The organism is Pseudarthrobacter phenanthrenivorans Sphe3, assembly GCF_000189535.1.
GTDB lineage: Bacteria > Actinomycetota > Actinomycetes > Actinomycetales > Micrococcaceae > Arthrobacter > Arthrobacter phenanthrenivorans.
In genome coordinates this window covers 1770776-1794522 of sequence record NC_015145.1, presented here as the reverse complement: position 1 = coordinate 1794522, position 23747 = coordinate 1770776, and the positions used below count along the sequence as shown (strand labels likewise).

Annotated in this window: 20 protein-coding genes, 1 tRNA gene, 1 pseudogene and 1 riboswitch; of the genes and pseudogenes, 2 read left to right on the top strand and 20 right to left on the bottom strand. The window is 66.5% G+C overall.

Annotation, left to right across the window (positions count from 1 at the left end; all coding sequences use genetic code 11):
- Positions 1 to 310: 310 nt before the first annotated feature.
- Positions 311 to 392, bottom strand: a tRNA-Leu gene (locus tag ASPHE3_RS08265).
- 203 nt (positions 393 to 595) lie between these two features.
- Here ASPHE3_RS08265 and ASPHE3_RS08260 point away from each other — a divergent pair.
- Positions 596 to 1201, top strand: a complete 606-nt coding sequence (locus ASPHE3_RS08260; RefSeq protein WP_013600767.1) for an ANTAR domain-containing response regulator — start codon at positions 596 to 598, stop codon at positions 1199 to 1201.
- A gap of 145 nt (positions 1202 to 1346) precedes the next feature.
- Here ASPHE3_RS08260 and pyk read toward each other — a convergent pair whose 3' ends face one another.
- From pyk to hisI, 11 genes are all read right to left on the bottom strand, one after another.
- Positions 1347 to 2837 carry a pyruvate kinase gene (pyk, locus tag ASPHE3_RS08255; RefSeq protein ID WP_013600766.1) on the bottom strand — a complete coding sequence of 497 codons (1491 nt, stop codon included), beginning with the start codon at positions 2835 to 2837 and terminating at the stop codon, positions 1347 to 1349.
- Between the two features lie 64 nt (positions 2838 to 2901).
- Positions 2902 to 4359, bottom strand: coding sequence for a glutamate synthase subunit beta (locus ASPHE3_RS08250; protein ID WP_013600765.1), 1458 nt, complete (start codon positions 4357 to 4359; stop codon positions 2902 to 2904).
- Positions 4352 to 8965: a glutamate synthase large subunit gene (gene gltB / locus ASPHE3_RS08245; RefSeq protein WP_013600764.1), complete on the bottom strand. Its 4614-nt coding sequence runs from the start codon at positions 8963 to 8965 to the stop codon at positions 4352 to 4354. The genes ASPHE3_RS08250 and gltB overlap by 8 nt, the downstream gene beginning before the upstream one ends.
- Before the next feature lie 264 nt (positions 8966 to 9229).
- A complete protein-coding gene (gene lgt / locus ASPHE3_RS08240) occupies positions 9230 to 10396 on the bottom strand; it encodes a prolipoprotein diacylglyceryl transferase (RefSeq protein ID WP_013600763.1) in 1167 nt (388 codons plus the stop codon).
- Positions 10397 to 10399: 3 nt separating this feature from the next.
- Entirely contained in the window at positions 10400 to 11209 is an 810-nt protein-coding gene (trpA, locus tag ASPHE3_RS08235) for a tryptophan synthase subunit alpha (RefSeq protein WP_013600762.1), read from the bottom strand.
- Entirely contained in the window at positions 11206 to 12534 is a 1329-nt protein-coding gene (trpB, locus tag ASPHE3_RS08230; protein ID WP_013600761.1) for a tryptophan synthase subunit beta, read from the bottom strand. Before trpB ends, trpA begins: the two co-directional genes overlap by 4 nt.
- Positions 12535 to 12648: 114 nt before the next feature.
- Positions 12649 to 13470, bottom strand: coding sequence for an indole-3-glycerol phosphate synthase TrpC (trpC, locus tag ASPHE3_RS08225; RefSeq protein WP_013600760.1), 822 nt, complete (start codon positions 13468 to 13470; stop codon positions 12649 to 12651).
- A complete protein-coding gene (locus ASPHE3_RS08220) occupies positions 13470 to 13757 on the bottom strand; it encodes an HGxxPAAW family protein (protein ID WP_013600759.1) in 288 nt (95 codons plus the stop codon). Before ASPHE3_RS08220 ends, trpC begins: the two co-directional genes overlap by 1 nt.
- Before the next feature lie 103 nt (positions 13758 to 13860).
- Entirely contained in the window at positions 13861 to 14499 is a 639-nt protein-coding gene (locus tag ASPHE3_RS08215; protein ID WP_013600758.1) for a Trp biosynthesis-associated membrane protein, read from the bottom strand.
- On the bottom strand, positions 14499 to 16061 hold the full coding sequence (locus ASPHE3_RS08210) for an anthranilate synthase component I (RefSeq protein ID WP_013600757.1): 1563 nt from the start codon (positions 16059 to 16061) through the stop codon (positions 14499 to 14501). Before ASPHE3_RS08210 ends, ASPHE3_RS08215 begins: the two co-directional genes overlap by 1 nt.
- A 112-nt stretch (positions 16062 to 16173) precedes the next feature.
- On the bottom strand, positions 16174 to 16614 hold the full coding sequence (gene hisI / locus ASPHE3_RS08205; RefSeq protein WP_013600756.1) for a phosphoribosyl-AMP cyclohydrolase: 441 nt from the start codon (positions 16612 to 16614) through the stop codon (positions 16174 to 16176).
- Between the two features lie 112 nt (positions 16615 to 16726).
- Between hisI and ASPHE3_RS08200 the strand changes: the two are divergent.
- A pseudogene (locus tag ASPHE3_RS08200) lies at positions 16727 to 17372 on the top strand (TIGR03085 family metal-binding protein).
- 4 nt (positions 17373 to 17376) lie between these two features.
- Here ASPHE3_RS08200 and hisF read toward each other — a convergent pair.
- The 8 genes from hisF to ribD form a co-directional block, all read right to left on the bottom strand.
- Positions 17377 to 18153 (bottom strand): imidazole glycerol phosphate synthase subunit HisF, encoded by a 777-nt coding sequence (hisF, locus tag ASPHE3_RS08195; protein WP_013600755.1) that lies wholly within the window; start codon positions 18151 to 18153, stop codon positions 17377 to 17379.
- Between the two features lie 43 nt (positions 18154 to 18196).
- Positions 18197 to 19057, bottom strand: coding sequence for an ATP phosphoribosyltransferase (gene hisG, locus ASPHE3_RS08190; protein ID WP_013600754.1), 861 nt, complete (start codon positions 19055 to 19057; stop codon positions 18197 to 18199).
- An 88-nt stretch (positions 19058 to 19145) separates the two neighbouring features.
- On the bottom strand, positions 19146 to 19409 hold the full coding sequence (locus ASPHE3_RS08185; RefSeq protein ID WP_009358176.1) for a phosphoribosyl-ATP diphosphatase: 264 nt from the start codon (positions 19407 to 19409) through the stop codon (positions 19146 to 19148).
- A 102-nt stretch (positions 19410 to 19511) separates the two neighbouring features.
- Positions 19512 to 20000, bottom strand: coding sequence for a 6,7-dimethyl-8-ribityllumazine synthase (gene ribH, locus ASPHE3_RS08180; RefSeq protein WP_013600753.1), 489 nt, complete (start codon positions 19998 to 20000; stop codon positions 19512 to 19514).
- Positions 20001 to 20061: 61 nt separating this feature from the next.
- Positions 20062 to 20832: a GTP cyclohydrolase II gene (ribA, locus tag ASPHE3_RS08175; protein ID WP_013600752.1), complete on the bottom strand. Its 771-nt coding sequence runs from the start codon at positions 20830 to 20832 to the stop codon at positions 20062 to 20064.
- Entirely contained in the window at positions 20829 to 21584 is a 756-nt protein-coding gene (gene ribB / locus ASPHE3_RS08170) for a 3,4-dihydroxy-2-butanone-4-phosphate synthase (RefSeq protein ID WP_013600751.1), read from the bottom strand. Before ribB ends, ribA begins: the two co-directional genes overlap by 4 nt.
- Positions 21581 to 22222 carry a riboflavin synthase gene (locus ASPHE3_RS08165; RefSeq protein WP_013600750.1) on the bottom strand — a complete coding sequence of 214 codons (642 nt, stop codon included), beginning with the start codon at positions 22220 to 22222 and terminating at the stop codon, positions 21581 to 21583. The genes ribB and ASPHE3_RS08165 overlap by 4 nt, the downstream gene beginning before the upstream one ends.
- Positions 22222 to 23400 carry a bifunctional diaminohydroxyphosphoribosylaminopyrimidine deaminase/5-amino-6-(5-phosphoribosylamino)uracil reductase RibD gene (gene ribD / locus ASPHE3_RS08160; protein WP_081459830.1) on the bottom strand — a complete coding sequence of 393 codons (1179 nt, stop codon included), beginning with the start codon at positions 23398 to 23400 and terminating at the stop codon, positions 22222 to 22224. Before ribD ends, ASPHE3_RS08165 begins: the two co-directional genes overlap by 1 nt.
- 173 nt (positions 23401 to 23573) lie before the next feature.
- A riboswitch (FMN riboswitch) is annotated at positions 23574 to 23723 on the bottom strand.
- Positions 23724 to 23747: the final 24 nt, after the last annotated feature.

Here is a 23747-nt window from a genome sequence, read left to right as displayed (position 1 = left end):
CGCCTAGGACCGCCTCCCAAGGGGCACACCCTTAAGCGAGATCACCGAAGTCATGCTGTTCCCGCTGCCCCGAGCCATGAATAGGTGTAGGCCACGCCCGGCCTACCCGAAAGAACCAGAGCGAGGAACTGCATAACCCCACCCACAGCAGGCGGAAGGCCCACCTAGCCAAGGTCTTTAAGCCGCCACCCCACACACCTGAATAGGCTCCGCGGCAACCAGGCCACAGCTCGCACATCTAGCGTCAGAGCGACGCGACCACAAGCTTTGTCAACAGTAAGAAAAAACCCTCTGACCTGCGGAAGCACTGTGCCCGAGGTGGGACTCGAACCCACACACCTTTCGATACCGCATTTTGAGTGCGGCGCGTCTGCCAATTCCGCCACTCGGGCGCGGAATACACGAAGGAAACCCGTACGCCCACAGCTGATTGTGAGCAACGCGATCGCTTCACGTACGCGGAATTACTCTACATGCAGATAGGCTGAATTCCAGAATCGCGCCGCCGACGCCGCAACCGACCATGCAGATCAAGTACAGGACCGGGCGCACCTAAGATAGTGATGTCCCCGCCGTACCTTTCCAAGGAGATCCCGTGACTGAACAGACGGAGTCAAAACCCACGTCCCAGCCGGCGCGCCGCGTCATTGTGGCCGAGGATGAAACCCTCATCCGCCTCGACATCATCGAAATCCTGCGCGGCGAAGGCTACGACGTCATCGGCGAAGCAGACAATGGCGAGAAGGCCGTCCAGCTTGCCGAGGAACTCAAGCCGGACCTGGTCCTGATGGATGTCAAGATGCCCGTCATGGACGGCATTTCCGCCGCGGAGAAAATCGTCAAAGCCCGCATTGCACCCGTTGTCCTGCTGACCGCGTTCAGCCAGAAGGAACTCGTAGAGCGCGCCCGTGACGCCGGCGCCATGGCCTATGTCGTCAAGCCCTTCACCCCCGCTGACCTCATCCCGGCACTGGAGATCGCCCTCTCCCGCCACGAGGAAATCAAGGCACTCGAAAGCGAAGTCTCAGACCTCCAGGAACAGTTCGCCACCCGCAAGCTCGTGGAACGCGCCAAGAGCCTCCTGACCACCAAGATGGGCCTCACGGAACCTGAAGCCTTCCGTTGGATCCAGAAAACTTCCATGGACCGCCGCCTGAGCATGCGCGAAGTGGCCGAAACCATCATCAACCAGGTCAACTAACCTCGGCAGCAGCCCGGCAGGCAACGCACGACGGCGGCCTGCCGGGTTCCTGCCAGTCGGCGCCGCCCGCCAGCCCCACCAAAGCACACCGAAAAGGACCCCCGCCAACCGGCGGGGGTCCTTTTGCGTCAGGGAGTCAGAAAGCCTAGGCCTTCTTCTTCTTTTCCGGCCAGGGGCCGAGCTTTTCCTTGTTGCTGGTGGCGTCACCAACACGGGTGGAGTCGGCGAGGTCGCCCACCTTGTGCACCTTCAGCGAGTTCGTGGAGCCGGCCTTTCCGGGAGGCGAACCGGCGGCAATAACCACCAGGTCTCCGTCATCCACCAAGTCCATCTCCAGCAGGCTGCGGTCAACCTGCGCGGTCATCTCATCGGTGTGGTCCACCATCTGCACCAGCACCGGCTGGATCCCCCAGGTCAGCGCCAGCTGGTTCCAGACCTGCTCCACCGGAGTGAAGGCGAAGACCGGCTTGATGGGCCGCAGGCGGGACAGGCGGCGGGCCGAGTCGCCGGACTGGGTGAAAGCACAGATGTACTTGGCGTCCAGCTGGTCGGCGATTTCGACGGCGGCACGGGTGATGGCGCCGCCGCGGGTCTTGGGCTTGGTCCCCAGCGGGGGGACCCGCTCCAGGCCGTGGACCTCGGTGGATTCGATGATCCGGGCCATGACCTTGACGGTTTCGATCGGGTACTTGCCCACGCTGGTCTCACCGGAAAGCATGACGGCGTCCGCACCGTCCAGCACAGCGTTGGCGCAGTCGGAGGCCTCGGCGCGGGTGGGGCGCGGGTTGTCGATCATGGATTCCAGCACCTGGGTGGCCACGATGACCGGCTTGGCCCAGCGGCGGGCCAGTTCGATGGCGCGCTTCTGGACGATCGGCACTTCCTCCAGCGGAAGCTCAACGCCGAGGTCGCCACGGGCCACCATGATGGCGTCGAACGCGTCGATGATCTCCGGCAACTGCTCCACGGCCTGCGGCTTCTCGATCTTGGCGATGACCGGCACGCGGCGGCCTTCCTCGTCCATGATCTCGTGCACGCGGACAATGTCCGAAGCATCCCGGACGAAGGACAGTGCCACCAGGTCGACACCGCGGCGCATGGCCCAGCGGAGGTCGTCCTCGTCCTTTTCGCTCAGCGCGGGCACGTTGACGGCCACGCCGGGCAGGTTGATGCCCTTGTTGTTGGACACCATGCCGCCCACGGTCACCTCGGCCACAACCTTCACGTCGTCGACAGCGATGGCGCGCAGGGCCACCTTGCCGTCGTCGATCAGCAGGGCATCGCCCACGTTGACATCCTCGGTGAGGCTCTTCAGCGTGGTGGAGCAGATCTCCTTGGTGCCGGGCACGTCCTCGGTGGTGATGGTGAACGTGTCGCCTACAGCGAGGGCGTGCGGTCCGTCAACGAAGCGGCCCAGGCGGATCTTCGGCCCCTGCAGGTCGGCCATGATGGCCACGGCCTTGCCGAGGTCCGCTGCCGCCTTGCGGACGTTCTCGTAGGTGTTGTCGTGCACGGAGTAGTCGCCGTGGCTCATGTTCATGCGGGCGACGTCAACACCGGCTTCCAGCACCGCGAGGGTGTTTTCGTAGCTGGCAATTGCCGGGCCGAACGTAGCCACAATTTTTGCGCGTCTCATATACCTACCCTATTGGTCTCTTGCATTGGTTAAGTTGTCGTGGAGGTGAACCCTCGATGCATGCCTAGAGCACGGCGATGGCGCGGTCCGTCGGTGCCACGGGAGCGGGGAGGATGGTGCTTCCCATCAGGAACTTGTCCACCGCTGCTGCGGCGGCGCGGCCCTCGGCGATCGCCCACACAATCAGGGACTGGCCGCGGCCGGCGTCGCCGGCAACGAAGACGCCCTCCGTGTTGGTCATGTAGTAGCCGTCCCGGGAGACGTTGCCGCGTCCGTCGAATTCGGCGTTGACCTGCTCGGTGATGCCGGCCGGTTCAGCGCCAGTGAAGCCCAGGGACAGGAAGACCAGGTCCGCGGGAATGATACGCTCCGTGCCGGCCTTCGGCAGGCGCTTGCCGTCAACGAATTCGGTTTCCGCAACCTTGACGCCGGTGAGCTTGCCGTTCTCGCCGACGAATTCAACCGTGGAGGCGAGGTACGTGCGCTCACCGCCTTCCTCGTGGGCGCTGGCCACTTCGAAGAGGGTGGGGAACGTGGGCCACGGCTGGTGGCTGGCGCGCTCGGCCGGCGGCTGCTTGCCGATGGCCAGCGTGGTCACCGAAGCAGCACCGTGGCGGTGCGCGGTTCCCAGGCAGTCCGCGCCGGTGTCGCCGCCGCCAAGGATGACGACGTGCTTGCCCTGCGCGTTGATCTGGTTCTCGATCTGCTCTCCGGCAACAGCGCGGTTCGCCGGGACCAGGTAATCCATGGCGAAGTGGACGCCGTCCAGGTCCCGGCCCGGGATGGGCAGGTCGCGCGGAACGGTGGCCCCGGTGCAGATCACGACGGCGTCGTAGCGCCTGCGCAGCTGCTCCCAGGTCACATCCGTGCCCACTGCAACGCCGGTGCGGAAGCGGGTACCTTCCGCCTTCATCTGCTCGATGCGGCGGTCAACCTGTTCCTTCTCCATCTTGAAGTCGGGGATGCCGTAGCGCAGCAGGCCGCCGATCTTGTCATCGCGCTCGTAGACGGCAACGGTGTGGCCCACGCGGGTCAGCTGCTGCGCGACCGCAAGTCCAGCAGGGCCGGAGCCGACGACGGCAACGGTCTTGCCGGTCAGGCGTGCCGGCGGCAGGGGTTCCACCCAGCCGTTGTCCCAGGCTTCGTCGATGATGGAAACTTCCACCTGCTTGATGGTCACTGCAGGCTGGTTGATCCCCAGCACGCAGGACGCTTCGCACGGCGCGGGGCACAGGCGGCCCGTGAACTCCGGGAAGTTGTTCGTGGCGTGCAGGCGCTCGATTGCTTCCTCGCCCTTGTCCCGCCACATGAGGTCGTTCCACTCGGGAATGAGGTTGCCCAGCGGGCAGCCCTGGTGGCAGAACGGGATGCCGCAGTCCATGCAGCGGCCGGCCTGCGCCTTCAGGGTGCCCTTTTCCTGCGCCTCGTACACTTCCTTCCAGTCCATGATGCGGACGGGAACGGGACGGCGCGGCTGGGTTTCACGCTGGCGTACTTTCAGAAATCCGCGTGGATCAGCCACCGGTCACCTCCAGGATTCGAGACCATACTTCTTCGCCGTCGGGGTCAAGGCCCTCTTCGATGGCGTCGAGACGGGTCTGCAGCACGGCCGCGTAGTCGCGCGGCAGCACCTTGGTAATGCGGGCAGCGGTGTCATCGAAGTTCTCGAGGAGGCGCGCAGCCAGCTGGGAATCAGTTTCTTCAACGTGCTTGACCAGCAGGCCGTGCACGATGTCGCGGTCCTCGGCGTCCAGCTCGCGGAGCTGGAGTTCGCCGGACTGCAGGGCTTCCTTGTTGACGCGGGCAGCGTCAAGGTCAAGGACGTAGGCGGTGCCCCCGGACATGCCGGCGCCGAAGTTGCGGCCGGTGCGGCCGATGATCAGCGTCTGGCCGCCGGTCATGTACTCACAGCCGTGGTCGCCGATGCCTTCAACGACGGCGGTGGCGCCTGAGTTGCGGACCAGGAAGCGTTCGCCAACCTGGCCGCGCAGGAACAGTTCGCCGCTGGTGGCGCCGTAGCCGATAACGTTGCCCGCGATGACATTCGTCTCCGCCTTGAACACGTTGGTCCGGTCCGGGCGGACGATGATGCGGCCCCCGGAGAGTCCCTTGCCCACGTAGTCGTTCGAGTCGCCGTACAGCCGCAGCGTGATGCCTGCGGGCAGGAAGGCGCCCAGGGACTGGCCGGCAGTGCCGCTCAGGGTGACGTCGATCGTGTCCGTGGCCAGTACATCCGTGCCGAAGGTCTTGGTGACCACATGGCCCAGCATTGTGCCCACCGACCGGTCGGTGTTGATCACGTCCACGGCGATCTTCACCGGGCTGCGGTCCGTCAGTGCCTCGGTGGCCATGGTGATCAGCCGCTGGTCGAAGTGCTTGTCCAGCTCGTGGTTCTGGCCGGTCATGTTCCGCAGCGGGGCGTCGTCGTCAAACTCCAGTCCGTGCAGGATCGGGTCCAGGTCCAGGCCGTCGGCCTTCCAGTGGTCGATCGCTTCCCGGGCGTCCAGGACCTCAGCGTGGCCGATCGCTTCTTCCAGGCTGCGGAAGCCCAGCTCGGCCAGGATCTCGCGGACTTCCTCGGCAAGGAACTCGAAGAAGTTGACCACGAACTCCGGCTTGCCGCTGAAGCGTGCGCGCAGTTCGGGGTTCTGCGTGGCGACGCCCACCGGGCAGGTGTCCAGGTGGCAGACGCGCATCATGATGCAGCCTTCCACCACCAGCGGAGCGGTGGCGAAGCCGAACTCCTCGCCGCCCAGCAGCGCGGCGATGACAACGTCGCGGCCGGTCTTGAGCTGGCCGTCCACCTGCACCACCACGCGGTCACGCAGGCCGTTGAGCATCAGCGTCTGCTGGGTCTCGGCCAGGCCGAGCTCCCACGGGACGCCGGCGTGCTTCAGCGAATTCAGCGGCGAGGCGCCGGTTCCGCCGTCGTGGCCGGAAACAAGCACGACGTCTGCCTTCGCCTTGGTGACGCCGGCGGCAACTGTGCCGATCCCCACCTCGGAGACGAGCTTGACGTGCACCCGGGCCGAGGGGTTGGCGCGCTTGGCATCATAGATGAGCTGCGCGAGGTCCTCGATCGAATAGATGTCGTGGTGCGGGGGCGGGGAAATAAGTCCGACGCCGGGGGTCGAGTGCCGCGTACGGGCAACCCACGGGTACACCTTCTGCGCCATCAGCTGGCCGCCCTCGCCGGGCTTCGCGCCCTGCGCCATCTTGATCTGGATGTCGTCGGCGTTGGTCAGGTACAGGCTGGTCACGCCGAAACGGCCCGAGGCGATCTGCTTGACGGCAGAACGGCGCTTCGGGTCCAGCAGGCGGTCCACATCCTCGCCGCCTTCACCGGTGTTGGACTTGCCGCCCAGCTGGTTCATGGCGATGGCCAGCGTCTCGTGGGCCTCCTGCGAGATGGAGCCGTAGCTCATCGCACCGGTAGAGAACCGCTTGACGATGCTGGAGACGGGCTCCACTTCCTCCAGCGGAACCGGCGGGCGCTCGTTCTTGAACTTGAGCAGACCGCGCAGGGTCATCAGGTTGCTGGACTGATCGTCCACGCCCTTGGTGTAGGCCTTGAAGATGTCGTAGCGGCGCTCACGCGTGGCGTGCTGCAGCCGGAAGACCGTCTCAGGGTTGAACAGGTGCGGCTCGCCGTCGCGGCGCCACTGGTACTCGCCGCCGCCCAGCAGGGGACGGTGCGGCTGCTCGATGCCGCCCTCGGGGTAGGCCATCTGGTGCCGCGCCGAAACCTCGGCGGCGATGACGTCCAGGCCCACGCCGCCCAGCTGGGAGTGCGTGCCGGCGAAGAATTCGTCCACCAGGTCCTGGCCCAGGCCCAGTGCCTCGAAGGTCTGCGCGCCGGTGTAGGAGGCAACAGTGGAGATGCCCATCTTGGACATGATCTTCAGGACGCCCTTGCCCAGGCCCTTGATCAGGTTGTACACGCCGTCCTGCGGGGTGACGCCGGTGACGTCACCGGCAGCAATCAGCTGCTCCACCGATTCCATGGCCAGGTACGGGTTGACCGCCGAAGCGCCGTAGCCGATCAGGACTGCCACATGATGTGTCTCGCGGACGTCGCCGGCCTCGACCACCAGGGCAGTCTTGGTGCGGTTGGCGCTGCGCAGCAGGTGGTGGTGCACGGCGCTGACCAGCAGCAGGGACGGGATGGGCGCCCACTGGGCGTTGGAGTCGCGGTCTGACAGCACGATGTACTGCACGCCGCGGTTGATGGCGCCGGAAACCTGTTCGCAGATTTCGGTGAGCCGGGCACGCAGCGCGTTCTCGCCGCCTTCGGGGCGGTAGAGGCCGCGGACCTTCATGGCCACGCGGTTCCCGTCGGCGTCCTCAATGTTGGCAATCTTGGCCAGCTGGTCGTTGTTGATCACCGGGAACGGCAGCTGGACCTGCGGCTGGCGGACCTGCTTGGTGTCCAGGAGGTTGCCGTTGGGACCAATGGCACAAGTCAGCGACGTGACCAGCTCTTCGCGGATGGCGTCCAGCGGCGGGTTGGTCACCTGCGCGAAGGACTGCACGAAGTAGTCGAACAGCAGGCGGGGGCGCTTGGACAGCACAGCCACCGGGGTGTCAGAGCCCATGGCACCGAGCGGCTCGGCCCCGGTGCGGGCCATCGGGCCGAGCAGGATCTTCAGCTCTTCGGTGGTGTAGCCGAAGGTGCGCTGGCGGATGTTCACGGAAGCAGCCGTGTGGACCACGTGCTCGCGCTCGGGGAGGTCGTTGAGGTCGATCAGGTTGTCCTTGACCCACTCCGCCCACGGGTTGGCGGCGGCGACTTCGGCCTTAACCTCTTCGTCGTCGATGATGCGCCCGGACTCGGTGTCCACCAGGAACATCTTGCCCGGGGACACGCGGCCCTTCTTGACCACCTTGGAGGGCTCGACGTCGATCACGCCCACCTCGGAGGCGAAGACGATCAGGCCGTCCTCGGTGATCCAGAACCGGCCAGGACGCAGCCCGTTGCGGTCCAGGGTGGCCCCCACCAGGTTGCCGTCAGTGAAGGATACGGCGGCAGGGCCGTCCCACGGTTCCATCAGCAGGGAGTGGTACTCGTAGAAGGCGCGGCGGGCCGGATCCATGGTGGCGTGGTTTTCCCATGCCTCCGGGATCATCATCATGATCGAGTGCGTGATGGGCCGGCCGGATAGCCACAGCAGCTCGGCTACCTCGTCGAAGGACGCGGAGTCCGAGGCGCCGGGGGTGCAGATGGGGTACAGCTCTTCCGGGGTGTCTCCCAGCAGCGGGTTGGCCAGCTGGGACTGGCGGGCGCGCATCCAGTTCCGGTTGCCCTTGACGGTGTTGATTTCACCGTTGTGGGCGATGGTGCGGAACGGCTGGGCTAGCGGCCAGGACGGGAAGGTGTTGGTGGAGAAGCGCGAGTGGACAATCGCCAGCTTGGTCTTGAAGCGCTTGTCCGAAAGGTCCGGATAGAACGGTTCCAGCTGGGCGGTGGTGAGCATGCCCTTGTAGACGATGGTCCGCGAGGACAGCGACGGGAAGTACACACCGAACTTGTTCTGGGCGCGCTTGCGGATCCGCCAGGCGCGGGAATCCAGCTCGTTGCGGTCCAGTTCCTCGCCCGTGGCGGAAGCCAGGAAGGGCTGGGAGAAGTAAGGCATGCAGGCGCGGGCCATGGCGCCCACGAGGTCGGCGACCACCGGCACTTCGCGCCAGCCGAGGACCTTCAGGCCCTCGTCAGCTGCGAGGCCCTCGATACCTGCCTTGGCGGCGTCGGCTTCGCGCTGCTCGGCAGGCAGGAAGGCGGTGCCGGCCACGTACTGGCCGGGAGCGGGAAGTTCGAACTCCGTGACCGCACGGAAGAACTCGTCAGGGATCTGCATGAGGAGGCCCGCGCCGTCGCCGGTGCCCTCGTCCGCGCCCACGGCACCGCGGTGCTCAAGGTTGCGGAGGGCGGTGAGGGCGGCATCGACGATGTCGTAGCCAGGTTCACCCCGGAGGGTGGCGATGATCGCAAGACCGCAGGCGTCCTTCTCCTGCTCCGGGTTGTAGAGCCCCGCAGCCTCCGGCAGCGCCGCGAAGCGCTTGAACGGCGACATGGCAGTCTCAGGCTGATCCGGTTCAGACCAGCTGGGAGTGTGAAGAGTTTGGGTCATGGGAGACGTCCTTCCTCCTGATCGTGCGTATGGAAGGGACACCGTTGGCCCCACTCGTCGGGCGCCGCTCACATGGGCACAACAAAGTGTTACTTACTGGAAATTGTAGGTCAGCATGGCCTGCTGAACTAACAGTTACGCAGGCCCCTGCCCCGGGCAACACCGGACAGCAGCTATATGCTCTCCAGGGCGGCCCCGCTGCCACGACGCTGTGGTTATTGGGCGCTTCGAGCGGTGGCTCTGCTGCCCTGCCTGGCCTGCGCGCTACTTCGTAGTGCCGGCCTCCGGCGCGGTTCCTGTGGCCGTGCTGCCGGAACTTCCGGCAGCGGTCGCGTCCGGCCCGGGCTTGGGGCCCGCCGGCGCAGCCTCGGCCTCTTCCGTGGGGACGGGAGCACGCCGGGAACCGCTTTGGTTATCAGGGAGATTATCACGCGACTCACTATCTGAGACAACGGGGTCCGTATCACGGACCGCATTGCCGGCAGTTCCGGAGTCCGCCGCGCCCTCAATTTCGGCGGGTTCGCGGCCTGGAAGATATACGCTGTCCGGTTCCGTCCGCTTCTTCAAACCGAGCAGGATGAACGCGGTCAGGGCGGCCAGGAACACAAAGATGCTGGTCCATACGTTCAGCCGCGTGGTGATGCCGAACAGGGAGATCTGTTCGGCATCGTCGATCCGCATTGCCTCGATCCAAACCCGGCCCAGCGTGTAGTACATGGCGTACAGCCAGAACAGCCGGCTGCGGCGGAAGTTGAACTTCCGGTCCAGGGCGAGCAGGAGGACGACGCCGGCCAGGTTCCACAGCGATTCGTACAGGAACGTGGGGTGGAACAGGGTGTCCGCCGGGGTTCCGGCCGGAAAGTTGGGGTTGTCGGCGTCAATCTGCAGGCCCCACGGCAGGGTTGTGGGCCCGCCGAAGAGCTCCTGGTTGAAGTAGTTGCCCCAGCGGCCCACGGCCTGGGCCAGCAGCAGCCCGGGCGCCGCGGCATCCACGAAGGCGCTTAGCTTGACCCCGCTGCGCCGGCAGCCGATCCAGGCCCCCACCGCGCCCAGGACAACCGCACCCCAGATGCCCAGGCCGCCGCGCTGGATCTGCGGGATCAGGGAGAGGTCCCCGGTGCCGTCAAAGCCCGGGCCGAAGTAGGCGTCCGGGGACGAGACCACGTGGTACAGGCGGCCGCCGATGATGCCGAACGGGATGGCCCAGACAACGATGTCCCAGACACTGCCTTCAGGCGCTCCGCGCTTGGCCCAGCGGACGGAGGTCAGCCAGAGGCCCACCACGATGCCCGCCAGGATGCACAGGGCGTAGGCGTGGATGCGCAGTGTCCCCCACGGCAGGGGGATGTCGAAGCCGGACCAGTCGGGGCTGGGGATGCTGGCCGGCACCAAGGCCGGCACCAGCATGGCTGACTGGAGGAGGGTCTGCATCAACTACGCTTCTTCCTTGGCCAGGCCGGTGCTGAGGTCCTTGGTAAGGGCTGCGACTGCTTCCACGCCGCCGTCGCGGATGGCCGCCACCAGGGCGGTGCCAACGATCACGCCTTCGGCGTACGCTGCGATTTCGCGGACCTGGTCGGCGTTGGAAACGCCCAACCCCACGCAGACGCGCTCGGCGCCGGCCGCGTGAGCGGCGGCCACCACGTCCTTGGCCGCGGTGCTGACGGAGGTCCGCGCACCGGTGACGCCCATGATGGATACGGCGTAGACAAAGCCGCGGCTCGCATCCACGGTGCGCTGCATGCGTTCGGGCGTGGAGGACGGCGCCACCAGGAACACCCGGTCAAGCCCGTATTTGTCGGAGGCTTCCATCCACTCGGCTGCCTCGTCGGGGATGAGGTCAGGGGTGATGAGCCCTGCTCCCCCGGCTTCGGACAGGCGGCGGGAGAACTCGTCCACACCCATCCGGACCACGGGGTTCCAGTAGGTCATCACCAGCACGGCGGCGTCGGTCTTGCTGGTGATGCCGCGGACCACGTCGAACACCTGGCTGACGGAGAAGCCCTTGGCCAGCGCCTCGGTGGTGGCGGCCTGGATGACCTGCCCGTCCATCACGGGGTCCGAGTAGGGAATGCCGATCTCGATCAGGTCGGCGCCGTTCTCAGCCAGTGCGATGCCCGCGGCGATGGTGTCCTCCACGCTGGGGTATCCCGCGGGAAGGTAGCCGATCAGGGCGGCACGGCCTTCGGCGCGGGCCTTGTCGATGGCTGCCGCCGATTTGCTGGTGGTCTGTGCAGTGGTCACAGCTGCTCCCCCTCTTTGCCGATTTCCGACTCAGCGGAATCCTTGTCCAACAGGTTGAACCATTCGGCTGCGGTGGCAACGTCCTTGTCACCGCGCCCGGAAAGATTCACGATGATGATCTTGTCCTGGGCTGAACCGCCGGCCTCAGCGGCTTCGGCGGCCATGCGCTGGCCCACCTTGATCGCGCCGGCCAGGGCGTGCGAGGACTCAATGGCGGGAATGATTCCCTCGGTGCGGCACAGCAGGCGGAAGGACTCCATGGCCTCGCTGTCCGTGATGGGCTCGTAGCTCACCCGGCCGATATCGGCCAAGTAGGAGTGCTCCGGCCCCACGCCGGGGTAGTCCAGGCCGGCCGAGATCGAGTGGGACTCGATGGTCTGGCCGTCGTCATCCTGCATGAGGTAGGAGCGGGCACCATGCAGGACGCCCGGCTTGCCGAGGGTGATGGTGGCGGCATGGCGTCCCGTGTCTACGCCGTCGCCGCCGGCTTCGAACCCGTAGATCTTCACCGACGGGTCATCAAGGAAGCCGTGGAAGATGCCGATGGCGTTGGAGCCGCCGCCGATGCAGGCGCAGACAGCATCCGGGAGGCGGCCTTCCTGCTCCAGGATCTGGGCGCGGGCTTCCTCGCCGATGACCTCATGGAAGTACCGGACCATGGCGGGGAACGGGTGGGCTCCTGCTGCCGTGCCCAGGAGGTAGTGGGTGTTGTCCACGTTGGCCACCCAGTCGCGCAGGGCGTCGTTGATGGCGTCCTTGAGGGTCTGCGAGCCGCTGGTGACCGGGATGACGGTGGCGCCCAGCAGTTCCATCCGGGCAACGTTGAGCGCCTGCCGGCGGCAGTCCTCGGCCCCCATGTACACCACGCATTCCAGGCCCATCAGAGCGGCTGCGGTGGCGCTGGCAACGCCGTGCTGGCCGGCACCGGTCTCGGCGATGACGCGGGTCTTGCCCATGCGCTTGGCAAGCAGCGCCTGGCCCAGGACGTTGTTGATCTTGTGCGACCCCGTGTGGTTGAGGTCCTCGCGCTTGAGGAAGATCCGGACTCCCCCGGCGTGCTGCGAGAAGCGCTTGGCTTCAGTCAGCAATGAAGGCCTGCCTGAGTAGTTCTTGTTCAGGTCCGCAATCTGGGCCCGGAACTCGGGATCATCCTTGGCCTTGTTGAAGGTCTCCTCCAGCTCGTCCAGGGCGGCAATCAGGGATTCGGGCATCCAGCGTCCGCCGTAGCTGCCGAAGTACGGCCCCGGGGCGTGCTTGAGGGAGCCGCCCTGCAGGAATGCTTCAGCGGCATTGTTGTCAGCGTTTCCTGAGGGTGCTTCAGCCATCAGTCCCGTCCTGTTCCAGTTGGTCGTTCAAGGGTGTGCAGCCCGGCCGGTGGCCGGGCAAGTGCAACACGGCGGCGTGCCGGGTGGCCTGCCGTTCCGTATGCGGTGTGGCGGTCAGGCCCGTGCCGCGATGGCGGCAGCGCCGGCGGCTTTGAATTCGGCGATCCGGTCGCGGGGCGTCGAATGGCTGACCAGCGCTTCGCCTACCAGCACGGCGTTTGCGCCGCTGGCGGCGTAGTGCCTGACGTCGTCAACGTCCCGCACGCCCGATTCGGCTACCACAAGTGCCCCGGCCGGGATCTTCCCTGCCAGGGAGGCGAAAACTGAACGGTCGACGTCGAGCGTCTTCAGGTTGCGCACGTTGACGCCGATGATGCGCGCCTCAGCCGCGATGGCCCGTTCGATTTCCTCTTCCGTGTGCGTCTCCACGAGGACGTTCATGCCGAGTTCGTGGCTGAGGGCGCTGAATTCGGCGAGCTGGGCGTCGGAGAGCGCGGCGACGATCAGCAGGATCAGGTCGGCGCCGTGGGCACGGGCCTCCCAGATCTGGTACTCGTCCAGCGTGAAGTCCTTGCGCAGGAGCGGGGTGTCGACGGCGGCACGCACGGCATCGAGGTCGGCGAGGGACCCGTTGAAGCGGCGCTGTTCGGTGAGGACGCTGATGACGGAGGCACCGCCGTCGGCATACTGCCTGGCAAGGGATGCGGGATCACCAATGGCGGCAAGGTCCCCCTTGGAGGGGCTGCGGCGCTTGATCTCCGCGATGACTTTGAGCTCATCGCGTGATGCCGAGGGACCTCCCAGAACTGCCCAGGCGTCATGGGCAGGTGGCGCGGCCTGGGCCCGGTCCTTCAGTTCTGCCAGCGAAACGAGCCGCTTCCTGGCCTCCATATCCTCCCTGACACCGGCGTTGATGTCATCGAGAACAGTCGGCATCAGTGGCCGGAGTTCTTCAGCTTGCTGCCGTCCACACCGTAGCCGGCCTTGCGCATGACGAAGCCGAGGATGAGGCCGAGGACCATCACGCCGCCGCCGGCGATGAAGATGGGGGTGTTGGCGATCACGAATGCGATTGACATGATGAGCGCGCCCACCAGCATGACGATGACGCAGGTCCAGGCCGCCGGGCTGTTGCCGTGGCCAAGTTCCTGGCTGTGGTCGATGGCGCCGGGGGCTACCTGGCGGGTGCCGGACTTGGAAACGGACGCAGGTGCTTTGCTCATGGAAATCTCCTCAGGGTGAATACTGCTTACATTCTGCCATTTTTTGCCCGCGGACCTGTTATCGGACGGCGTCCCTGCCGGCCCCGGTTGTCCGCGCACCCGCTTAGGTGGGATCGTCCCCGCGGGAGAGCCGGTCCCAGCTGTCGATCTCGTCCACTGGACCGGCGGCTGCGGCACTGCCGGCACCGGGCGCGTCATATTTCGTCCGGGCCTTCCAGTGGCGCCCGGCCAAGGGAATCAGCAGTGCGGCGAGAGCCAGCAGGCAGCCAATCACGACGGCGAGGACGGGGAAGGCGGTGACGCCCACCTCTGCCTGGCTGCCGGTGATCCCTGTGGCTTCCGCAATGGAGCCCTGGGCCGCGGCCAGTGGGTTGGCGAGGACAGTGGCGGCGGCGGCCACAATGCCCACCGAGGCAAGGACGATGATGCCGGTAATCACCCAGCGCGCAACCCTGCCGGCAATGGCGGCTGCCAGGCCGCCCGCCAGTGCCACCAGCGCGAGGGCCGTGACCGTGGTGGCCGCCTTGCTTCCCTGGACCTCCAGTGACGTCTGCGCGGCGCCCGCCTGGCCTACCTGGTCCGGATCAAGGGTGACCGTCATCCAGGTCTGGGTGGTGGTGCCGAAGACAGCAAGCGCCAGGACGGCAATGAGCAGCACCAGCGTGGACTTGCGCGCCCATGCGGGCGCAGCGGGCTTCCCCGTCACGCGCGCCTGCCCGGCCGCGGCACCCGGACCGGTCATCAGGACTCCGATCCGCCAGGCAGGGAGTCGGCCGAAATATTCTCCAGCGAGCCCGCCGTGTGGACGGCCCGCAGCGGCGCGGCAGCCTTGTTCACGGTTTCCAGGGCTTCCGTCGGATTGACCGAATCAGCCACAATGCCGCCGCCGGCCTGCACATAGGCACGCCCTTCGCGGATGAGGGCCGAGCGGATGGCAATTGCCATGTCCATGTCACCGGCGAAGTCGAGGTATCCCACCACTCCGCCGTAGATGCCGCGGCGGTGCGGTTCCAGTTCATCCAGGAGGCGCAGCGCACGGGGCTTCGGTGCTCCGGAGAGGGTTCCGGCCGGGAACGTTGCCTTGAGCACATCGTAGGCTTTGGCATGCGGTGCGAGCTGCCCCACCACGGTGGAGACCAGGTGCATGATGTGGCTGAAGCGTTCCACCTCCATGAACTGAGTGACATCCACGGTCCCCGCGACGCAGACCTTGGAGAGGTCGTTGCGGGAAAGGTCCACGAGCATCAGGTGTTCGGCGCGTTCCTTCTGGTCCGCCAGCAACTCCTCGGCGAGGGCCTTGTCAGCTTCCACCGTTTTGCCCCGGGGACGGGATCCCGCGATGGGGTGGGTGATGACTTCCCCACCCGTTACTGTCACCAGGGCTTCGGGCGAGGATCCCACGATGGAATACTCCCGGCCTTCGGCATCCTCAAGGCTGAAGATGTACATGTAGGGGCTGGGGTTGGTGTTGCGCAGGACCCGGTACACATCCAGGGCTGAGGCCTTGCACTCCATCTCGAAGCGCCGGGAAATGACCACCTGGAACACTTCGCCGTCGACGATCGCTTCCTTGCCGCGGTCCAGGGCAGCCAGGTATTCGGCTTCATCCCAGCGCTCCTGCACGCTGGAGGCGAAGTCCAGCGCGGCGGGGGCCAGGACTGAGACGGGCTGCGCCACGGGGGTGCTGACTTTGGCGAGGAGGGCCTTGACCCGGGCCACCGCATCGTGCCAGGCCTCATCCACGCGCTCGGAGCTGTCGTCAAAGTTGATGGCGTTGGCGATCAGCAGGACGGTGCCGTCCACGTTGTCATGCACGGCCATGTCCGTGACCAGGTTCAGCGCCATTTCCGGCAGCTGCAGGTCATCCTCGGGCGGGCTGACCAGGCGTTCCCAGTGCCGGACGGTTTCCCAGCCCAGGAAGCCCACCAGGCCGGACGTGAACGGGGGCAGGCCCTCAAACCTGTCGGTGCGCAGTGCTTCGATGGTGTCGCGGACCGCGTCCACCGGGCTGCCGCCCACGGGAACGCCCACCGGCGGTTCACCCAGCCAGTGTGCGTGGCCGTCCTTGGTGGTCAGCGTGGCCCGGGACCTGGCGCCGATGAAGGAATAGCGTGACCATGCGCCGCCCACGGCTGCGGATTCCATCAGGAAGGTGCCGGGCTGCCCCTGGGCAAGCTTCCGGTAGAGGCCGATGGGTGTCTCGGCATCCGCGAGTACCTTGAGCCGGACGGGAATGACGCGGCTGTGCCCGGCCAGCTCCCGGAATTCCTCGAGGCCCGGGCTGATGGTTCCAAGGTCCTGCATGGCTATGGTGTTCCGCCTGTTCTCGTAGGGCCGTCTGCTTCGGCGCCTGTTGGTGTGCCCGCGGGGTGGCCGGTCCTCCCCCGCGCTCCGCAGTTGCCTGCGGTCAAATGATTCAGCTTGCCTGGCCCGTGGTGACAGCCAGTTCCCGGCCGTCGAAGCAGGTGCGGGTGCCTGTGTGGCAGGCCGCGCCCACCTGGTCCACGCGCACCAGCAACGCGTCGCCGTCGCAGTCCATTGCCAGCGACTTCACCCATTGCACGTGTCCCGAGGTGTCCCCCTTGCGCCAGTACTCCTGCCGGGAGCGGGAGTAGAAGGTGACCCGGCCGGTGGTCATGGTGCGGTGCAGCGCTTCGTCGTCCATCCAGCCGAGCATCAGGACCTCGTTGGTGTCATACTGCTGCACCACGGCCGCGACCAGGCCCGCGCTGTCGCGCTTGAGGGCTGCGGCAAGGTCCGCGGGAAGCGGGCTCGGGAACGGGGCGGCGGCCGGGCCGGGCACGGGGGCCGCGGGCGCGGGGCCGGAGGTGGAATCGGGGGCGGGCTGCTCAGACATCAGGTCAAGTCTAGTGCCTTCGCCACAGCCCGGATCCTGTGTGAACAACGGCACGCCAGCGGCGGCAGCCGCGCTGCCCAACTCCGTGCGTGTCGTGCTAGTTTCACAGGTGATGCATTTCGTCGAACCGTCCCGAGAAGTCCTGGCCGAAACCCTGCTTGCGGCCGGTCCTGATGCGCCCACGCTGTGCAAAGGCTGGCGCACCAGGGACCTCGCCGCGCACCTGTACCTGCGGGAACGCAAGGCGGCCGTGGGGCTCGGCCTGATCATCAAGCGCCTGGCCAAGGCCTCGGACCAGGCCACTGCCGGGCTGGCAGCCAAACTGACCACGGCCGAGGAGTACGCGAAGCTCGTCAACACGTTCCGCGCCGGACCGCCTGCCCTCTCGCCGATGAAGATCAAAGCGCTGGATGAGAGTGCCAACCTGATCGAATACCTTCGTCCACACCGAGGACGTCCGGCGTGCGGTGGACCGCTGGGCGCCCAGGGCGTTGGACGAGGCTTACTCCGAAGCACTGTGGGACGAACTGGTCAAGCGCGCCGCCATCCTGTACCGCGGCGTTGACCTGGGCATCGTGCTGGTTCGGCCGTCCGGACCGCGGCATGTGGCTAAGCGTGCTCCCGTTTCGGTGGCCATCGTGGGCGAGCCGGGCGAACTGCTGATGCATGCCCACGGGAGGACCCGCCACGCCCTGGTGACCTTCGAAGGCCAGCCGGACGCCGTCGCCCTCCTCCAGTCCGCCGAAGTAGGCCTCTAACCCCTCAGCGGACTTCGAACCCGGCTTCCCTGATGGCGTCCTTGACCTGCGCCATCATGTTGTCCGGTCCCCAGTGGAAGATCGATGCGGCCAGGACCGCGTCGGCGCCGGCCGCGACAGCCGGCGGGAAGTGGGCTGGCTCGCCCGCACCGCCGGAAGCGATGATGGGAACCTTGACGGCGGCCCGGACCAGCTTGATGAGCTCGAGGTCGAACCCGTCCTTGGTGCCGTCGGCGTCGATGGAGTTCAGCAGGATCTCACCGACGCCGCGGTCCGCGGCTTCCTGGGCCCATTCAATGGCGTCGATACCGGTGCCGGTGCGTCCGCCGTGGGTAGTCACTTCAAATCCCGACGGCGTGGGCTGGGAGCCGGGGCGGGTGCGCCGGGCGTCCACGGACAGGACCAGGACCTGGGAACCGAAGTGCCGGGTGATTTCGTCGATCACGTCAGGCCGGGCAACCGCTGCGGTGTTGATCGAGGCTTTGTCGGCGCCGTAGCGCAGCAGCTTGTCCACCTCTGCGACGCCCCGGACACCGCCGCCGACCGTCAGCGGAATGAAGACTTCCTCTGCGGTGCGGCGGACGACGTCGAAGGTGGTTTCGCGGTTTCCGGACGAGGCAGTGACGTCGAGGAAGGTCAGTTCGTCAGCACCGGCGTTGTCGTAGCGGTGGGCCAGCTCAACGGGGTCGCCGGCGTCGCGGAGGCCCTCGAAGTTAACGCCTTTGACGACGCGCCCGGCGTCCACGTCGAGGCAGGGAATGACGCGTACTGCTACTGCCATGGGAGCTCCTGGAAGTTTCTGGTTCTTTACTGCGCGGGCCGGGTCAGATGCGGCAGGCGTGGATGCTGCTGACCAGGATGGCGCGGGCGCCCAGGTCGTAGAGCTCGTCCATGATCCGGTTGGTTTCCTTCTTGGGCACCATGGAACGGACGGCCACCCAGTCGGAGTCGCGCAGCGGGGAGACCGTGGGTGATTCGAGGCCTGGCGTCAGCGCAGCCGCCTGCTCCACGAGTTCCTTGCGGATGTCGTAGTCCATCAGGACGTACTGGCGGGCCACGAGGACACCCTGGAGGCGGCGGATCAGGACTTCGATCTCCTTGGCCGTGCCATTGGCAGCGCCGCCCTGGCCCGTCCGCCGGATCAGGACGGCCTCGGACTTGAGGATCGGATCGCCGAAGATCTCCATCCCGGCGGCCTTGAGGGTGTTGCCGGTTTCCACCACGTCGGCGATGGCGTCGGCAACGCCGAGCCGGACGGAGGATTCCACGGCACCGTCCAGGCGGACCACCTTGGCGTTGATGCCGCGCTCGGCAAGGTATCCGCGGAGCAGGCCGTCGTAGCTGGTGGCGAGCCGCTTGCCCTCCAGTTCCTCAACCTTGGCGAAGTCCCCCACCGGCCCCGCGAAACGGAACGTGGAGGCCGCGAAGCCCAGCGGCAGCAGTTCTTCGGCTTCCACCTCGGCGTCCAGGAGCAGGTCGCGGCCGGTGATGCCGACGTCGAGCGTGCCCTGGCCCACGTACACGGCGATGTCGCGGGGGCGGAGGAAGAAGAATTCAATCTCGTTGTCCGGGTCCACCATGACCAGCTCGCGGCTGTCGCGGCGCTGGCGGTAGCCCGCCTCGGACAGCATGGCGGAGGCGGCTTCTGACAGTGAGCCCTTGTTGGGGACGGCTACGCGCAGCATGGAAGGTCTTTCTGGTGTGGGGAGTCTAGGGGTTCAGGCAGTGCGGGCCACGGCGGGCACCGGCGGCTGGGGCGCGCCGGGCCAGTGGCTACAGATGCTTGTAGACGTCTTCCAGGGTCAGGCCTTTGGCGAGCATCAGGACCTGCAGGTGGTACAGCAGCTGGGAGATTTCCTCGGCCGCGGCTTCATCGGATTCATATTCGGCAGCCATCCATACCTCGGCTGCTTCTTCAACGACTTTCTTGCCGATGCCGTGGACACCGGACTCCAATTCAGCGACGGTGCGGGAGCCTTCCGGGCGGGTGGCTGCCTTCTCGCTAAGCTCAGCGAACAGCGTCTCGAAATTCTTCACGCCCTCCAGCCTACTTGCTGCAGCCCGAAGGGCGCCTGTCCGGCCGTTGGATGACGGGCGCGATGTGAGTGAACACACACCGCGCCCGCCACCTGCCCGCTGCTAGTTGCCGTATTGCTTCAGCACGACGGCGGTGGCCAGGGCCGCGGTGACGGCCTCATGGCCCTTGTCTTCCTTGGAGCCGGGCAGCCCTGCCCGGTCGAGGCCCTGCTGCTCGGTGTCGCAGGTGAGCACGCCGAAGCCCACCGGGACGCCGGTGCGCACGCTGACGTCGGTGAGGCCCGACGTCGCTGCCTGGCAGACGTAGTCGAAGTGCGGGGTCCCGCCGCGGATCACGACGCCGAGAGCCACCACGGCGTCGAAGTGCGGCGCCAGCCGGGCGGCAGCGACCGGAAGCTCAAAGCTGCCGGGCACCCGCAGGACGGTGGGCTCGGCGATGCCGGCGTCCTTGGCGGCGCGCAGCGCACCGTCCAGGAGTCCGTCCATGATCTGGGTATGCCAGCTCGACGCCACAATCGCCAGCTTCAGCTGGGACGTTTCGGCCGGGTTGAGGGTGGTCAGGTCGATATCGGGGGCGCCGTGTCCGCTCATGATTCAGTTCTTTCCGTTCAGTCTTTTGTTCAGTCAGTGGTAGTGCCAGCCGCGGGCTGGGTCAGTCCTGCTCGTGGTCGAAGGTACCGGGCCCGGTCACTGGAACCACGGCCACATGGTTGTCCAGCAGCAGCCGGTGCTCCATACGGTCCTTTTTGGTCTGCAGGTACCGGATGTTCTGGTCGCGCGAGGGAACTTCGGTGGGAACCATTTCCACCACCTTGACCCCGGCTTTGGCCAGGCGGTTCTGCTTGTCCGGGTTGTTACTCAGGAGCCTGACCTCATGCAGGCCCATTTCGGCCAGCACCTGGGCGGCGGCTTTGTAGCACCGGGCATCCACGGGGAGGCCCAGCTGCTCATTGGCCTCTACTGTGTCGAAGCCGGCTTCCTGCAGCGCGTAGGCCTTGATCTTGTTGGCGAGGCCGATGCCCCTGCCCTCCTGCCCGCGCAGGTACAGCAGCGTTCCGCCGTGCTCCCGGATCATTTCCAGCGCATAGGCCAACTGTTCGCCGCAGTCGCAGCGGTAGGAACCGAAGACATCGCCGGTGAGGCACTCGGAATGCAGCCGGACCAGGGGTGCCTTCCCGTCCTTGGGCGGGTTTGGGGAGCTGACGGCAAGGTGTTCTGCCCCCGTGACAAGATCGGTCCAGGCCTGGGCGATGAAGTCCCCGAACGCGGTGGGCAGCTGCACCACCGGACCGCCGCTCACAGGATGGGGTACGGCACCGTTCCCTGGTTCCGCCTGATGGTGGCCGTTCGGCGATCCTGCCTGGTGGTGGCCGTCTCCCGCGTCACGCAGGTGCCCGTGTCCCGAAGCTCCCGAAGCCGTCATCGTATCTCCTCTTCTCCGCCCGCGCGTCCTGCCCGGGTATTGCCGTCGGCCGGTGTGCCCGCTGCTTCGAGGTAGGCCACGAGGTCCTCAATCGAGATCAGTGGGCACCCATGTTCAGCAGCGAAGGCGCGAAGCCCGTCCAGCCGCATCATCTCACCGTCGTCGTAAACAACTTCGGCAATTACGCCCACAGCTTCCAGTCCGGCGAGCCGGCACAGGTCCACGGCCGCTTCGGTATGGCCGGGGCGCTCGCGCACTCCCCCGTTAACTGCCCGCAGCGGGAAAATATGCCCCGGGCGGGTGACAGCCTCAGGTCCGGCCTGCGGATCCGCGAGCACACGGGCCGTCAGGGCCCGGTCGGTCGCGGAAATCCCGGTGCTCACGCCTACCGCGGCATCACAGGACACCGTGTACGCAGTGCCCTTGGCGTCCTCGTTGACCGCCACCATGGGAGGCAGTGCCAGGGCGTCCGCCCGCTCCCCGGACAGCGGAACGCAGATGACACCCGAGCTGTAGCGGATGGTCCAGCCCATCAGGGCCGGGGTGGCGTGCTGCGCGGCGAAGATTATGTCGCCCTCATTCTCCCGGTCCTCGTTGTCCACCACCAGGACAGGCCGGCCGGCGGCCATGGCGCGTACGGCTTCCTCGATGGTGTCGAGTCCAGTGGCAGCAGCCGGCCGGCCGGTGGTGGCAGGAGGGACGACGGCGGATCCGGGCACCCCTGCCTGTTCCAGCTCTACTGCCGCGTTCATCGGGCCCCTCCCTCAACAGCGGCGGTTGCCGGCGTGTTGAACGCAAGCAGTCGTTCGGTGTACTTGGCCAGGACGTCCACTTCCAGGTTGACCCTGCTGCCGGTGGTCTTGGTGCCGAGGCCCGTTTCGGCCAGGGTTGTGGGAATGAGTCCCACCTCGAACCAGGGGTTTACCTCCGCGGCGTCGCTGACGGCGGTGACGGTGAGCGAGACACCGTCAATGGCGATGGAGCCCTTTTCGGCGATGTAGCGGGCCAGGTTGGCGGGAACACCGAAGCGGAGCCGCTCCCAGTTCCCGAGCGGCTCGCGTTCAAGCAGTTCCCCCACGCCGTCCACGTGACCTTGCACCACGTGCCCGTCAAGCCGGCCGCCCGCCTGGACGCAGCGCTCAAGGTTCACGGAATCGCCCGGAGCAAGTTCGCCGATGGTGCTGCGGACCAGGGTCTCCCCCATCACGTCCACGCTGAATTCCTTGCCTGCTATTTCCGTGGCAGTGAGGCATACACCGTTGACGGCGATCGAACCGCCCAGGGCCAGTCCCTCCGTGGTGCCCGGCGCGTGCAGCCGGACCCTGGCACTGTCGCCGTCCCTTTCGACGGACAGTACGTGTCCCTGTTCGGCGATAATTCCGGTAAACATCAGTAGCCTCCCTGGGCTGGCTCCGCAATGGTGCGGGACGGTTGTGGGTCTAGGGCAACGGTTCGTTGCGGTCGAAGGTGGAGCCTCAGGTCCTGGCCCAGCGTTCGGACGGACCCGCCGTCGGACGGGTCCCAATCCCAGTGCTGGGCATCGGCGAGGGTGGTGATTCCGAGCCCCGTGAGGGCAGGAGTTCCGGAACCCAGCAGGGTGGGCGCCAGGTAGACGATGAGTTCGTCAACCAGTTCAGCGGCGAGGAAGGCACTGAGGATGCGTGATCCTCCCTCCACCATCAGGTGGCGGATCCCGTGCGCGTACAGGATGGAGAGGGCTTCGCGCGGATCCCGCGTGGGAAGGTGGACCACCCGTCCATCGCGTCCGTGGACCGCTGCGTCGGCCGGGATATCACGCATTCCCATTACAGCGCGCACCGGCTGTTTCGATGCGAGTTCTCCTGAGGGTTCCCGTGCGGTGAGGCGTGGGTTGTCCACCAGCACGGTCTGCGTCCCCACCAGGATGGCATCGATCCGGCCGCGGATGGCGTGGTTATCCGCCAGCGATTCGGGGCTGGAGATCCACTGGCTGGTGCCGTCCTCCGCGGCTATGCGGCTGTCGAGGGTCTGCGCAATGTGGAGCGTGACGAAGGGTCTTTTAGCCGCCACGGCCTCGAACCACTGGCGGTTCAGGTCGAGCGACTCGGTGGCCCCCAGTCCGCTGCGTACACGGACACCGGCTTCCCGGAGGGTAGTTGCCCCGCCGGCGGCAGGATCGTGCGGATCATCCACCGCATACACCACGTCGGTAATTCCGGCGGCAATGATCGCCGCGGCGCAGGGGCCGGTCCGACCCACATGGTTGCAAGGCTCGAGCGTCACCACCATGGTGCATCCGGTGAGGTCCAGCCCGGCAGCAGCGGCCTGGGCAATGGCGTCCGCCTCCGCATGGGCGGTTCCGGCACCGCGGTGGAAGCCGGTGACCAGGGGCCGGCCGCCAGGATCGACGACGACGGCGCCCACCAGCGGATTCGCACCCCGCGGCCCGCGCAGGGCTGCTTCCAGGGCAGCCTCCATGGCCTCGGTTTCGGCGTGGCTGAAGGCGCTGACGACGCCGGCGGCCGGCTGCAGCGGGTGGTGGAGGCCGGTGCCGGCCGGACGGGCAGACAATGTATTGCCCGCCGTCATGCCGCAACCAGTGCGGCGAAAGCGCCCTCCATTGAAGCGGCAGGACGTTCGGCATCAAAGAGCCATCGCTTGGGGTTCATTCCCGTGTCGTTCCTTCCCTCTCGAACCGCGATGGCTCCGGGGGTTAACGACAGCAGGAGACTGCGGGACCGCACGGGCCCGCAGATACAGCTGTACGTGCTTCTCTCATCCAGACTTTAACTGTCGGTACCGGAATTTCACCGGTTCAACCATCCGCCGGGATTTCCTTGCGGAAACCACCGGCTCGCGGGTCGCGGACTGTCACCGCCGGTTCGGACTTACACCGACCCCGGAGCACGTATGTGTGTTGCTATTGTGCCATAACC